Genomic DNA, 16,446 nt, shown 5'->3' on the forward strand with positions numbered 1-16,446 from the left:
TGTTTTGGTTATTTGTCTTATGACATTACTTTACGATTATTAATTATAACATATTATAATGATGATTTTAGATTGTAGTCTTAAGAACATTAATACTATTTACAAAGCTTCGTTGGTATGGGGGATATTTTTATTGGGTGGTCAACTGTACTCTCAGCACATCCCTAATGATAACCAAAAATTGCTTTTTATAGGCCAAGATCTTTCATCGGTAAAAAATTATAAAGATAACTGTGTAGGGTGTCATCAAGGGCATGGAGAGGTGTCTTATCTTTCTTTTTATACCTTAGAAGAATCATTTGTTTTTATAGATAATTCGAGATCGATATATTTTGGAGGAATAGGTATGGATAATAATGGGAATAGAAACTCGAATAATACAAATTGGGGAGCAGGACCTTTAAATTTGTGGACTGCTTCTGAGCGTTCGACCCTTGTTACAATAGGTTTGAGCATTGTCGAAGATGCTTTTTTTGGTTTGGATGGATTGCAAAAAATTAGCAGCGGAGAACATGATAGTAAGATCATTAAGATGGCTGATTTTTTTAATAAGTTTCCAGAAACCATTTTTTATCTTAGAATTGGTTACGAATTTGATGGAAATTGGAACGGGTATAATGCTGTAAAATATATAAATGCATATAAGCGTATAGTTGATTTATTAAATCAATCCCTTAATCAAGAGAATGTGGATTATGTTTGGCAATCTTGTACTTCTCCAATAGATGATATTTTAGACGGAGGGCAAGAAGATATTAGTGCTTATTATCCAGGTGATGATTATGTGGATTGGATCGGAATGTCTTGGTTTTTGAGACCAAATGAAAACCCAACTGTAGGTAGTTTTATTCCATCTAATCAACTAGCATTGGCAAACGAATTAGTGGATTTTGCAGAAAGTAAAGGGAAACCAGTTATGATTGCTGAATCCTCTCCTCAGGGATATAAAATAGTCGATAAAACCAATTGTAATATTAGCTCTATATATGATGGCCCGAGCGCTCAAAATTGTGTAGTTAGAGTTGCTAGCCAAATATATCAAGAGTGGTTCGAGCCGCTATTTAATTTTATTCAAGCGAATGATCAAGTGTTGGCTTTGTCTTATATAAATGCGGATTGGGATAATCAATTCTTATGGAGTTCTGCTAATGGATATGCATCTGGATACTGGGGTGATACACGTATAGAAGAAGATGCGAATTTAACCAGTTTGTGGAATACTTCAATTAGTGACCCTATGAATGGATTTTTACAAACCGAAGATCCAACCGATATATTAAATATATTATCTACAGATGAGGTTGTAAATACTACTACATTTTCTCTATACCCTAATCCTAGTTCTGATTATATATTTTTATCAGGAGTTTCCAAAAAATTTAAGTACGAATTATTTTCAGCTACCGGCAAAAGTATAATTACTGGAGAAGGTACGATGATAGATTTAACGAATTTTTCAGAAGGAATTTATATTCTTAAATCTAAGGGTTTAATAAAAAAAATTGTAAAGATTTAAAAGGTCAATTTCTCCAGATCGATTTTAATTGATTTTGGCAATTAGACAGATGTCACAAGTTATCACGATTTCAAATAATTCTTATGGATTTAAAACATCAGCTTAAAAAAAACAGACTTATTGTAATTATAAGTCTGATGATGATGATTTTTTTTGGTTGTACCAAAAATGAAAAGGAAGGAGATCGCAGGTATGCTAATAGATTGATAGAAGAAACTAGTCCTTATTTACTTCAGCATGCGTATAATCCTGTAGATTGGCGACCATGGAGTCCTAAAGAATTTGAAGAAGCTAAAACCCTGAATAAACTTGTTTTAGTAAGTGTTGGTTATTCAACTTGTCATTGGTGTCATGTAATGGAAGAAGAAACTTTTACGAATGATTCTGTGGCCAAATTGATGAATCAAAACTTTATTAATATTAAAGTTGATAGAGAAGAACGACCTGATGTAGATCAAGTATATATGACTGCTTTACAGTTGATGAGAGGTAGTGGAGGTTGGCCTTTAAATGTTGTGACCTTACCTAATGGGAAGCCAATCTATAGTGGTACTTATCATACAAAAAAGGAGTGGATAGAGGTGCTAAAGAAAATTATTCGACTCCATAAGGATGATCCCGAGAAATTATACAAATACGCAGATCAGGTTACAGCAGGAGTGCAAGAAATAAACAACTTTATCGAGCCAACAAAGAAAGACAATCCTTTAACTAGAGAGTTGTTGAAAAAAAGCGTCCAAAATGGTATGACCGATTGGGATTATGAATGGGGAGGAAACATGGAGGATAAAAAATTTGTTATTCCTAGTGAGATTGGTTTTCTATTGGATTACGCTATTCTCGAAAATGATCAGAAAACTCTAAAACATGTTGAAAATACTTTAGATAAAATGGCACTTGGTGGTTTGTATGATCATGTAAGAGGTGGTTTTTTTAGATACAGTACAGATAGATTTTGGAAAGTTCCGCATTTTGAAAAAATGTTATATACCAATGCTCAGTTAATAAGCTTATATGCTAAGGCTTATAAGTTTTTTAAAAAGCCTTTGTATAAAGAAGTCACTGTAAAGACTATTGACTTTTTGGTAAAGGAAATGAAAAGCTCAGAAGGAGGTTTTTATACAGCTATAGATGCCGACAGTGATGGAGAAGAAGGAAAGTATTATCTATGGGAAGAGTTGGAATTGAAAGAAAAGTTAAAAAGTGATTTTCCTTTGTTTTCTGAGTATTACAACTTGAAAGAAGAAAATATTTTGCATTCAAAACAATATCATTTGCTTAGGTCTGTAAGCGATTCACTATTTGCATCTAATCATAATTTGTCTCTTGAAGATTTTAAAAAGCAAAAAGGAAAATGGGAAGAGATTATTCTTGAGCTACAACAAGATAGAACGCGACCTAATTTGGATAACAAAATCATTGTTTCTTTAAACTCTTTATTGATAAAAGGATTAACGGATGCCTACCAATCATTTAAGGATGAAACATTTTTAAATGAAGCTATCAATATTTTTGAATTCTTGAAGAAAAATTGTTTAACAGATGGGTATTTAATGCATTCTTATGACAAAGGAAATAACAAAATAAAGGGATTTTTAGATGACTATGCGTTTTTAATGGAAGCTTCAATAGAGCTATTTAGCGTTACTCTACAAGTAAAGTATATTGATTTCGCATTAGGTTTATATACTAAAATTGACAAATCTTTTCAGGATGCGTCATCCGAAATGTTTGTTTATAATATTGAAGAACAACTTATTTCAAATATTGTTAAAGTAGATGATGGAGTGCTTCCTTCTCCAAACTCTGTGATTGCTCATAGTTTATTCCGAATTAGCCTTGTTAATCATAATAAGGAACTTCTTTCAAAATCAAGAAATATGTTGTCTCTTATATTGCCTAAACTTAATGAGAATGCAAATGGTTTTACCAATTGGAATAGATTGTTACTACACAACACCTATCCTTTTTATGAAATTGCAGTTGTAGGTAATAATGCTGAGAATATTCTAGGTAAATTACAAAATAGCTATGTGCCTAATGTTTACATAGTAGGAACAAGTAATGAAAGTACAATTCCAATTTTTCAGAATAGGTATCTAAAAGGTGAAACATTTATATATGTATGCCAAGAAGGTTTATGTAAACTTCCCGTGAAGAAAGTTGAAGATGCAATAGATCTTTTGTGATTTTTATAGCAGTATCTTTTTAATATTTATTATGCATTTTTGATTCATTTTTAATGCAGTTTATTAATTCTAGATTGTCCTATTTTTAAAGTACAAAACGGTAAAAAACCACTAGAAAATTATAAAAATCCTGTAATGCTTCAATAGTTATAGCATTCGCTTCATATATTTTATTTGCTAATATTCATTAATGCTATTTTTGGATTTATTGAATTTTAAGAAAAAAACAAAGAATTTGATAAAATTTGATATCAAATTTTTCTTTAATTCTATATTGTTTAAAATAACTAGGTTGGGATTTGTAATAGTTATGTATTGTTTTTAGATCAAGACGTTTTTATATATCTAAATGGTATTTATGTAAACGTTATTTAATTTCAGTGAAAGTCCATTTGTTTTTATTAACATAGAGTTTTGTATTCATTCACTTTCTCTCTAGAATAACTTCCATAGTAGTACAAACAATATTTTTAGTTAACAGAATTAATTTAATGAAACCATTGATCGTGCAATAAATATTCTAAATCAAAAAAGAATAATCTTCCCACCACATATTACTGGTTTCAATGAATTTGTTTTTTGTTTTAATCTGTTCAAAAGATGAAAAAAATACAACTAATATTGTTTTATGTTATAGTCCTTTGCAATACGGTAAATGCGAACGATTCTCAAATAAAAATAGAAGGAGAATTAAAAAAATGGCATAAAATATCACTCTCCTTTTTTGGTAAAGTTATTAGTGAAAATGATATTGAAAACCCTTTTTTGAATTATAGGCTAAATGTTACTTTTAGACATTTAGATTCAGATAAGGAGTTTGTTGTCCCTGGCTTTTACGCAGCAGATGGTAATTCTGCTGAAACTAGCGCCAGTAAAGGAAATGTGTGGAAAGTTAGATTTAGACCAGATGAGACAGGAATCTGGGCCTATAAGGTTTCTTTTAGAAAAGGCGATCAGATATCTATTAATGAAGACATACATGCTGGAGAAGGGGTTGATTTTGATGGAGCAGAAGGAGAATTTATTATTACGGATTTTGATAAAGAAGGGAATGATCCTAAAACTAAGGGAAGATTACAATATGTAAATGAACGTTATCTTCAATTTACTGATGCTAAAGAATTTTATTTAAAAGCAGGAACAGATAGTCCTGAAAACTTTTTAGGGTATTACGAATTTGATCAAACTCCTGCTTCCCATAAATACTTGTCACATAGAAAAGATTGGAAACAAGGAGATCCTTCTTGGCAAAATGAAAAAGGGAAAAATATTATAGGAGCACTGAATTATCTTGCCAGTGAGGGAATGAATTCCGTGTATTTTTTAACAATGAATGTACAGGGAGATGGAAATGATGTGTGGCCTTGGAATGATATTAATGAGCGTTATCGCTTTGATTGTAGTAAGTTGGACCAGTGGGAAATAGTTTTTGACCATATGGATGAACTTGGGTTGATGCTTCATATTGTCACTCAGGAAACGGAGAATGAACTATTGCTGGACATTGGAGAACTTGGGGTACAACGCAAATTATATTATCGAGAGTTAATTGCCCGATTTGCTCATCATTTAGCTATTACTTGGAATTTAGGGGAAGAAAATGGACCGGTACATTGGTCTCCAAAAGGTCAGAACGATGATGATAGAAGAGCTATGGCTACTTTTATTAAAAAAACGGATCCATATAAAAACTTTGTTGTACTTCATACACATTCCATTAAAAAAGAACAAGAACAGTATTTGAAACCGCTTCTTGGTTTTGAACATATAGACGGTCCATCACTGCAGATTCATGAGCCTAATGAAGTGCATGAGGTAACAAAGGATTGGATTTATAGAGCTAAATATTCGAGTAAAAAGTGGGTAGTTTGTCAGGATGAAATTGGTCCTGCAGATACAGGAGCCAAACCTGATAAAGATGATCCCAATCATGATAAAATTCGATCCAAAGTTTTGTGGGGTAATTTGATGGGTGGAGGAGCAGGAGTTGAATGGTATTTTGGATATAAATATGACCATAATGATCTCAATTGTGAAGATTGGAGATCAAGAAAATTATTGTGGGAACAAACTAAACATGCAATTGATTTTTTTCAAAATTATTTACCATTTTTCAATATGCAATCTGCGGATGATTTAACCGATAATTCCGAAGATTATGTGTTTGCAGAAAATGATAACATATATACTATTTATCTTCCAAAAGTTGCCAAGACAAAATTGAATCTTTATGGCAGTACTAAATCTTATAAAGTACAATGGTACAATCCTAGGACTGGGGGTGGTTTGCAATTTGGTACTGTAAATTTTATTAAAGGCGGAAGAGATGTCTTTATTGGATTGCCTCCTGATAATAAAGGGGATTGGGTGGCGCTGATAACAGCAAATCAGCAATCGGTCAAACTTAAAACTAAAGAAAAGAATGAAGTAATTGTTCTAGAGGCATTGAAAAATTTTGATGCTGAATATTCGAAAAATCAAACTAGATATTTTCGAGATGAGAAGAATAACGCTCTTATGATCAATATTCGAACATCGAACAAAAAAGATCAATATGCTAGTGCTATAACCACGTTTTTAGGAAAAAATAATGTGTATGAAGTGAGTTTTAGTTCAATTGCACAAAAGGGTCTTGAATCGAAGTATGTCATATCAGTCAATGGAACAATAAAAGATACATTGGTGAGTCCCAAAACCAATAAAGATTACATGTTGGTTCAGCATAATCTTGGGTATTGGAGCTTAAATAAAAATGATATTATTGAGGTTTCTTCTGCAATTGATAACGTAAAAAGTACGGTAACTGAAGATGGCGGGTTTAGCATGTCAGGTGGAGGTTGGAATAACATGATATTCAGACCCATAGATATGCCTTTAAAAGATGTATTAAAGGATATACAGCCTTTCTATGAAACCAATGGTTTTCTTTCTGTAGAAGCAGAGGCATTCCATTATCATACCTCCAACGGTACTAAAAGAAATTGGTTCATCAGATCAGAAGATAACTCAGAAGAATTTAATCATATAAATAGAAAGAATCGCTTTTTAGAAGCTAGTAAAAGAAGTTACATAGAAGCATTGCCAGATATGAGGGTAACACATGATGATCCTTTGTTGATAGGGGAAAATTTTTTTCCTGAAGCAGGAAAAGGAGGCGTTGTAGGGTATAAAGTAAATATTACAAACCCGGGAAGATATTATGTTTGGAATAGAGCTTTTTCTACGGGAACAGAGGATAATGGAGTGCACGTTGGTATAAATGGGCTATGGCCTGAGAGTGGAGCTAGAATGCAGTGGTGCGAAGGGAAAAATAAGTGGACATGGTCATCAGCACAAAGAGATCCAGAGAATCATTGCGGTGTGCCCAAAACAATATTTTTAGATATCAAAAAACCAGGAGAATATATTATTCTATTTTCAATGAGAGAAGATGGTTTTGAAATGGATAAATGGATAATCACAACAAACAATAATTTTATTCCGCAATAGGAAGATAGATCAGTAATGAAAGTCAAAACCTTTATAGTATTATTAGTTGTTTTTTATAGCATACAACTACAACAAAGCCTTTGGTCTCAGGATAGATATAGAGAATACGAATTTATAAATATAAAAGACGGAATCTCAAAAACGGCTGTATCCTCAATTATTCAAGATCACTATGGTTTTATTTGGATAGGAACGAATGGCGCGGGGCTTTATCGTTACGATGGAGTTGATTATATATCTTATAAGCATGAACCCAAAAAATCATTATCAATAAGTAGCAGTATGATCTACTGTTCTTATGTAGATAAAAAAAATCGATTGTGGATAGGAACAGAAAATGGATTAAATCTCTATGATCGCGAGTTAGATCAATTCACAAAGATTTGTTTGAGTGGTGATGTTAAAAAACAATGTAGTGAAGATGTAGCAATAAGTAGTTTAACTGCTGATAATGAGGGAAATTTATTCGTTGGGGCTTTTGAAAAAGGATTGTTTAGACTAGATATGGATACTTTTATGGCACATCATGTACCAAATGTAGGTTCTAGTGCAGAATCGGGGATTTTGAATGTCAATGCTTTAAAAACGGATCATCTTAATAATGTATATGCAGGAACCAATATTGGTCTTAAATATTATAACCCAATTTCAAAGACACTTGAACCGTATGAGTTTCATAATGAAGATCAATTGATTACTATCAAAGAATCAATTCAATCTTTATTGATTGATAAACAGAATAACATCTGGATTGGTTCGCAATCTTCGGGAGTATACAGATTAAATAGAGAAAAAAATAATATTGTTTTTTCGAATTTTCCTGTAACATCAAAACGTATACTATCCTTGCTTGAAACACCCGAAGGGTCCATTTTATGTGGTACAGAAAATGATGGCCTCATTCATTTAAATGTGAAGGGTGATATTATAAAAAATTATTCTTTTGATAAAACGAATAGTAATAGCATTCGTTCAAATTCGATTTGGTCCTTGTGTCTGGATAAAGATCAAAGGATTTGGATGGGGTATTATAACAGTGGTATAGGGATATCAGATCAATTATATGATAAGTTTAAAAACATAGAAAGTATTCCTAATAATACTAATTCTCTAGAAGTAAGCTCTGTAACTGGTATTACGCAGGATCAAGCAGGAAGGTTATGGATGAGTATGGATGGAGGAGGAATTGATATTTACAATTTTAAAGACAATAAATTTATTCATGTAAACGAAGAAAGTAAATTGTATTCTGGATTATTATCAAAGGATATACAAACCGTTTTTATAGATAGTAATCAAAATATTTGGGCAGGTAGTTGGAATAATGGTATTTATTTTCTGAAAAAAGGAGGAGATAAATTTGTCAATTTTAGTGTAGAAAATGCCGATGGAGAGCTTATTTCTAATAGTGTCTTAACTTTTGATGAAGATAATACCGGAAGAATATGGATTGGCACTTTTGGAGGTGGTATTGTTTCTTATGATCCCGAAACAAGTAAGATAACTCATCATAATACAAAGGAATTTACAGAGCACGGATTACATACGGTTTCAATACGCAAAATTTTTGTAGACTCTGAAAATAATGTATGGATAGGTTCTGTAAAAGGATTATTCAAAATTAATATATCAGGGAAAGAAAAATTTTCTATTACTTCGATGCGTGATCAAATGATGGGAGACTACTATGATCCGTTAATTTCGAATCATATCTTATCAATCTATGAAAGCTCAGATGGTCTGTTATGGATAGGGACAAAAGGAGCAGGTCTATGCAAATTTGACAAGACAGAAAACACCTTTTTTTGGTGTAATGAAGAACTTGGGTTAAAAGAAGAAAATGTAGCTGGAATTATTGAAAGTAATAATGGCAATTTGTGGATTAGTGGTAATGAGGGATTGCACAAAATAGATATCCAAAGTGGTGAAGTAACTAATTATAATATTAATGATGGTTTATTAGCCAATGATTTCAACTTTAATTCAATTCACAAGGATAAAGAAGGGAACTTATATTTTGGTGGTTATAAAGGAGTAGATTTCTTTAACCCTGAGGATATTGTTATTAATAATAACTTGCCTTCTCTTTACTTAACTGGATTTAAACTGTTTAATAAAAAAGTAGATCCGAATGAAGAAAACTCTCCTTTTGAAAAAGTGATTTCAGAAACAGATAGTATTTCTTTAACTCACGAACAATCCGTTTTTACAATAGAATTTACAGGTATCAATTACACCAGGCCCGAAAAGAATCAATATGCATATTATTTAGAAGGACTAGAGGAAGATTGGAATTATGTAGGTAATACCAGAGCGGCAACCTACACCAATTTAGATTACGGGAATTATACGTTTAAGTTAAAGGCTGCAAACAATGATGGTTTATGGAACGATGAATCACTAAATCTGAAAATTACGATTTTACCGCCTTGGTGGAAAACTAAATGGGCTATTTTAATATATCTTTTTATGTTCTTTTTGGCCATTTATATGTTGAATAAAATAACAAAAGAAAGAGTTAAAGAAAAACAATTAATAAAGTATGAGAGAGAGCAAAGGTTAAAGGAAGAAGAACTGCATAAGAAGAAACTGCAATTTTTTACAAATATCTCTCATGAATTTAGAACCCCGCTCACACTAATTATTAATCCACTTATTGATATTGTAAATAAAAAGAACGATCAGTTATCACAGGAAGTTAAAGAAAAACTTTTAGTCATTTATAAAAATACAAATAGACTGTCAAGGCTTATTGATGAGCTGATGGATTTTAGAAAACTGGAAATCAATAAGTTTAAAATACGAGTGCAGGAAGTAGATATTTATGATTTTGTAAAAGAAATGGTAAGTTACTTTGATGAAGAGGCGTTGCACAAAAAAATTAATCTTACTGTAGTATCCAATACAGAAAATCTTAGAGTTTGGGTTGATAAGAGTATTATAGAAAAGGTAATTTTTAATCTTCTTTCTAATGCTTTTAAAGTTACACCAGAAAATGGAGAAATTGAAGTCACTATAAAGGAAAATATTTCTACCAAAACAGATATAGAGAATATTCAAAATAGTTATGAAATAAAAGTTAGAGATACTGGACCTGGTTTAAAAAAAGAACAACTCTCTAAAATTTTCGAACGTTTTTATCAGGTAAATAATCTTAATAAATGGTATTACGGAGGAACGGGAATAGGACTTGAAGTAGTTAGAAGTTTTATAGAATTACATAAAGGACAGATAGCAGTAGAAAGTGAATTGAATGTTGGTACTGTATTTACCATAACCCTACCAATTGGGAAGTCACGTTTTAGTAAGAATGAAGTTTTTCAGGGCAATGAGAATCCAGAAGTTATCAAAGTACAAAATATAAATTCACAAGAGGAGGATAATAATTACTTAACTATCGAAGAAGATTCAAAGAAGAGTAGACTCCTTGTGGTTGAGGACAATACTGAATTAAGAGATTATTTAGAACAAGAGTTGCAAGTTGATTATAAGGTTTTTACTGCAAGAAATGGAAAAGAAGGTCTCAAAGTAGCAAAAAATGTAATCCCTGATATTGTAATAACCGATGTTATCATGCAGGAAATGGATGGTTTTACTTTTAGCTCTAAAATAAAAGAAAACATTCAAACCAGTCACATACCTATTCTAATGCTTACAGCTAAAACGATGAAGGACGATCAACTAAAAGGGATTGAGTCTGGTGCTGACATATATCTTTGTAAACCTTTTGAGTTAAGATTTCTAAAATCACAATTGGCTCGTTTGTTATCAAGTAGACAGATTTTATTTAATAAATATTTTGGAGCGATTACTGACACCGGAATTACCCAAAATCCTACTTCTTTGGACAAAGATTTTATAGAAAAAGTATTGAAATTTGTTAGTGAAAGTATCAGTGATCCTAATTTAAATGTTGAAACTTTAGCATATCAACTGGGGTTAAGTAGAAGTCAGTTTTATAGAAAAATAAAAGGTTTAACAGGTGAAAGTGCAACCCAATTTCTTAGAAAGATTAGGTTACAAAGAGCTAAAGAGATGTTAGAGAAAGAAGAATGTAATAATATTAGTGATGTTTGTTATAAAGTTGGATTTTCTTCACCTTCCTATTTTACCAAATGTTTTAAAAATCACTTTGGTGTTCTTCCAACAGAAATTGAACATGTAAATAATGATGGTTAGCAAACTATCATATGCAGATTTAATGATACCTAAAGAGTAAACTGTATAACTATACCGGTATAAATCTCTCTTAATCAACTGAAGTCCGCCTTTAAAACACATTAACTTTTGCGTTTCTTCATAATAAATTGACCTTGGGAATAGAACTATTGTAGCCTCGGATGCATCATATGTGTTGTCCGTATAGGTTACAGAGTGCATGCTACAAATATTATATCATCTCTCTTTTTTTTTACATTTTGTTAATAATATGGTTTTTAAATTGTTAAAAATTTGAAAGATTAATAAATGGCTAAAAAGAAATATTCCGGGTTAAAACTTCTTCTAGAGGTTCTCCTTATAGGAGTCATATTCTCTTTGCTAGTATTTATTTTAAACAGTGTTTTTTGAAAATTCGCAGGAAAATAAATCAATCTTTTAAAAGGGACTAAATCAAAAAAATGCTCAATCACAGTGAGCATAGAATCATTATCAAAATCATCTAACTAAATGAAAACAAAAATTTTAGAAGTAAAATTATTAACAACCAAAAACAAGATTTATGATTAAACTTAAACTCGCAATTATTGCATTAATTATAATTGGGGCACAGCATGTTTATTCACAAGGAGGTAGTGTAAATGGTACGGTAACAGATGGAGCCAACATACCACTACCTGGAGTTACCGTATTAATAAAAGGTACAACTAATGGTACAACCACAGATTTTGATGGAATGTATACTCTTAACAATGTAAGTGCTGATGATATGATCGTATTTTCCTATTTAGGGATGACTACCCAAGAAATAATCATTGGGAATCAAACCAAAATAGATATCGTATTAATAGAAGAATCAGAATCCTTAGATCAAGTCGTGGTAGTTGGGTATGGTTCCCAAAGTCGTAGAACGGTCACTGGAGCAATCTCTACTATAGGAATAGACGATCTTAATGAGATTCCACCTGTTACTAATGCTGAGTCCGCTTTACAAGGTCGTGCAGCTGGACTTACTATTGCCAATGCTGGTGTGCCTGGTAGTACACCATCTGTTTCTATTAGGGGGTTAGCCACTTTAGGTGATAACACACCTTTATTTGTTATTGATGGGGTTATAACCGGAAACTTATCAGGGTTGAATCCAAATGACATAGAAACTATATCTGTATTAAAAGATGCATCAACAACCGCTGTATACGGAGCACAAGGATCGAATGGGGTTATAGTAGTTACCACAAAACGAGGTAAAAAAGGAAGAGGTTCTTTAAGTTTTAATGCCTACACAGGTATTCAGACCATTAATAAGCGGTATGACCTGTTGGAAACCGTCGATTACCTTAATTATGTAGCAGAGTATGGTGTTTTTCCAAACCGTCCATTATCTACTTTCCAGACTAATACGGATTGGCAAGATCAAATATTTAGATCCGCATTTATGCAAGATTATCATGTAAGTTATTCTGGAGGAAATGAAACAGGTTCATATCTATTTTCTGGGGGATATCAAAAGCAAGAGGGGATCATTATAGAAACAGATTTTGAAAGATATTCTTTCAGAGGTAATGGATCAAAGAAGTTTGGTAAATTAGAAGTAGGGCAAAATATGTCCATAGCTTTTTCTAAACAAAGACCAGAGCGTCAAGGAGGAGGAAGAACTTTATTGGAACATGCTATTAAGTCTGCTCCCTATTTACAGGTATTTAACTCTAATAACTTAGGAGGATTTCAAGGCCCGTCATCATCTGCGGATGGTCAGGATGCAGAAAACCCAGTACGAGTTCAGACCCTTGGAGAATCAATAAATAAGACACTAGGTATTATAGGTAATATTTATGCAGAGTATGAGTTCCTGCCGGGATTATCATATAGATCACAGGTAAGTTTGGACTATTTTCAGTTTAACAATAGGTCTTTTATACCTTCATATGACGATGATAGTGTACCTGGTAGTACTACGCATGCCAGAACATTTGCAGAGATAGGAAGATTTACACAACAGGGACAGACGATAATGCTTACCAATAGTCTAAAGTATAAAAATACCATAGCTGATGTTCATCATATAGAGTTGTTAGGTCTAGTTGAGAATTTTATGCAGAAATCAGAAAATTTTGGAGCAGGAAGTAGAAACCTAGTTACTGATGAGGTAGATCAAATTGTGGATAATCAATTCTTAGTGGCAGGAAGTGGTTCTGGAGAGACTAATAAGTTAGGATACTTAGGACGAGTAAATTATAACTATGATGATAAGTACATTGTTTCAGCTTCTTATAGACGAGATGCGTCCTCTAGATTTGGAGCAAATAAAAGATGGGGAGATTTTTATTCAGCATCTGTTGGGTGGAATGTAGCTGAAGAGCGTTTTATGCAAGACACACCATTTAGTACTTTAAAATTTAGAGCTAGTTATGGAGAAACAGGAAGTGACAAAATAGGGGATTACAGATTTGCACCTGCTCTTGTTGGTGGCTTTCAATATCCTTTTGATGATACAGTAGGAGAAGGTGTTACTCAAGAAGGAAACGAGAATCCTGATCTTCAATGGGAGACTAAAAAAATACTAAATGTAGGATTAGATCTAGGAATATTTAATCAAAAAATAACAGCTGCTATTGAGTATTTTCAGAACAACAGTGAAGATCTGTTAATTGATATTCCTACACCTTTATCTAATGGGAATCAGAATGCCACACAAGCGGTAAACTTAGGAGAATCCGAAGCGAAAGGATTCGAAGTAACCTTAGGATATAATGACAATCAAGGAGATTTTAAGTGGTCCGCTAATTTTAATATTTCTACAAGTAAAAATAAAATGGTTTCGATTGCTGGACAGGATGAAATTCCGTTTTACTCTTTAGGAATTAGAGGAGGAGGAATCGGAGGAAATATTAGTAGAGTGACTGAGGGAGATCCTCTATTTTATTTCTTTGGATTAGAAAGCAATGGAATTTATCGTGATCAGGCAGAGGTAGATGCAGATGGATTCTCCGGAGTAGCACCAGGGGATGTGCGTTATATAGACCAAAATGGAGATGGAGAAATAAATGCAGATGATAGAGTGGATATAGGAAACCCTTATCCAGATGTAATAGCAGGACTAACATTAGATGCAAGTTATAAGAATTTTGATTTTGGAGTTTTGATCTCAGGATTTTACGGGAATGAGATTTTTAATACTAACCTTGTAGATCTTAATGGAGGTACACGAAGACCATTTAATGTGAGTAGAGACTATTTCGAAAATAGATGGACTCCTAGTAATCCTAATGGCTCTCAACCTAGAACAAATGGCGCAGAACAAAATTATGTTATTTCAGATCGTTATGTGGAGGATGGTAGTTTTACAAGAATACGAAATGTAACGTTGGGGTATACCTTGCCAAAGGATGTGTTTGACCAATATTTCTCAAGACTTAGGATCTATTTAAGTGGACAAAATATCTACACTTTTACAAAGTATTCAGGTTTAGATCCAGAATTAAGACTTGATGGAGATATCGGAATTGATAGAGGATCTTATCCACAACCAAAATCCTTTTTATTAGGAGTTCAAGTTTCATTTTAAAATGGTGATTATGAAAAAAATTAAATTAATTACAACATTTCTGTTAGGATTGATGGTTATCAATTCCTGTTCAGAAGAAGATCTTGGGCTGGTGAACCCAAATACATTATCACCAGATACGTTTTTCTCTACAGAAGAGCAAGTGCAATCTGCCGTAAATGCGGCTTATGCTAATCTACAAACCAATGCTTTATATGGAAGATTGATCTTTTACATGCTAGATAATATGTCCCAAGAAAATGCTGGTAACGGACAACAAGAAGCAGATAAAAGAACCTATGCAGAGTATACTTACAATTCTACCAATCAGTTTATTGCTGATTATTGGGATAGCTGTTACAGAGGAATCAACAAAGCAAACTTTGTTATTAATAATCAGGATAGAATTAATGAATTATCAGAAGCAATCTTAAGTGAAACGCAAAAAAATAAATTTATAGGAGAAGCTAGGTTTTTGAGAGCACATTATTACTGGTTATTAGTAACTAGATTTGGTGATATTCCGCTTCGAGTGGATGGTTCTAGTCCAGAAGGATTACCAAGAAGTCCTAGGGAACAGGTGATAGATTTGATTATTGATGATCTTAGGTTTGCATCTTCTAACCTTCTTCCCAAAAGTGAAGAACAAAAAGGTAGAGCAAATAGAGGAGCTGCTCAGGCATTCTTAGGGAAAGTATTATTATATGAAGGAGAGTATAGTAATGCATTAACGTCTTTTAGAGCTATGTCAGGTTATGGATTAGAGACCGAATACTTTGATAATTTTAGAGAAGAAACAGAGCATGGTATAGAATCTGTTTGGGAAGTGGAGTATAATATTAACTTAGGTACTGGTAATAAATGGGATTCTGCTGTTATTGGTCAGGGAGCAAACCATGCAAATTTTAGAGGACAAGATTATGGTGTATTGAACTGGTTTAATGTATACCCTTCTGATGATCTAAGAGCAGAATTTGAAGCAGGAGATAATAGATTTCAAGGAAGTTTTTATGTGGTAGGTGATACGTATAACAATGGAGCAAATACTTTAGTAGAATCAGACTTTGCAGAGAATGGAGGAAATATTAGACCTGCAGCATGGAGGAAATATCAAAATTATTACAAGCAAACTTCTGAGAACGAAGAATCTGGGATTAATATAAAAATTATTCGTTATTCAGATGTGTTATTAATGATGGCCGAATGTGAAAATGAGGTAGGAACTCAATCAGCAGCAGTAGGTCTGATTAATCAGGTTAGGGCTAGAGCAGGATTAGCAGGGTTGTCGACTTCACTTTCTAAGGATCAGGTATTTCAAGCAATTATACATGAAAGAAAGGTAGAGTTAGCTGGCGAACAAGTACGCTTTGATGATTTGTTAAGATGGAATCTTGCAGGTTCTGTGTTGCCTGGTTTATCGGAGAATAGATTTGATCCTTCAAAACATATTTTATGGCCAATTCCAGATAATGAAATATCTACCAATGCCAATATAGGACCTGGTGATCAAAACCCCGGATATTAATCAGCATCGAAAAATGAAAACTAAA

At 32.7% G+C, this 16,446-nt stretch carries 6 protein-coding genes; all 6 read left to right on the top strand.

Features of this window, described 5'->3' with window-relative positions; genetic code table 11:
- Positions 1-58 precede the first annotated feature (58 nt).
- The 6 genes from ABD077_RS07250 (at position 59) to ABD077_RS07275 (ending at position 16,421) form a co-directional block, all read left to right on the top strand.
- Positions 59-1,516, top strand: coding sequence for a glycoside hydrolase family 26 protein (locus tag ABD077_RS07250; protein WP_343911667.1), 1,458 nt, complete (start codon positions 59-61; stop codon positions 1,514-1,516).
- An 83-nt stretch (positions 1,517-1,599) separates the two neighbouring features.
- Positions 1,600-3,705: a thioredoxin domain-containing protein gene (locus ABD077_RS07255; protein WP_343911668.1), complete on the top strand. Its 2,106-nt coding sequence runs from the start codon at positions 1,600-1,602 to the stop codon at positions 3,703-3,705.
- Positions 3,706-4,305: 600 nt separating this feature from the next.
- A complete protein-coding gene (locus tag ABD077_RS07260; RefSeq protein WP_343911669.1) occupies positions 4,306-7,194 on the top strand; it encodes a DUF5060 domain-containing protein in 2,889 nt (962 codons plus the stop codon).
- 15 nt (positions 7,195-7,209) lie between these two features.
- Complete coding sequence (locus ABD077_RS07265) at positions 7,210-11,373, top strand: two-component regulator propeller domain-containing protein (protein WP_343911670.1); 4,164 nt, start codon at positions 7,210-7,212, stop codon at positions 11,371-11,373.
- A gap of 541 nt (positions 11,374-11,914) precedes the next feature.
- The gene (locus ABD077_RS07270) at positions 11,915-14,917 is read left to right on the top strand and encodes a SusC/RagA family TonB-linked outer membrane protein (RefSeq protein ID WP_343911671.1); all 3,003 of its coding nucleotides are present in this window, start codon (positions 11,915-11,917) and stop codon (positions 14,915-14,917) included.
- Positions 14,918-14,927: 10 nt separating this feature from the next.
- Positions 14,928-16,421 (top strand): RagB/SusD family nutrient uptake outer membrane protein, encoded by a 1,494-nt coding sequence (locus tag ABD077_RS07275; RefSeq protein ID WP_343911672.1) that lies wholly within the window; start codon positions 14,928-14,930, stop codon positions 16,419-16,421.
- Positions 16,422-16,446 lie beyond the last annotated feature (25 nt).

It is taken from the genome of Aquimarina litoralis (assembly GCF_039523995.1).
GTDB classification, from domain to species: Bacteria; Bacteroidota; Bacteroidia; order Flavobacteriales; family Flavobacteriaceae; genus Aquimarina; species Aquimarina litoralis.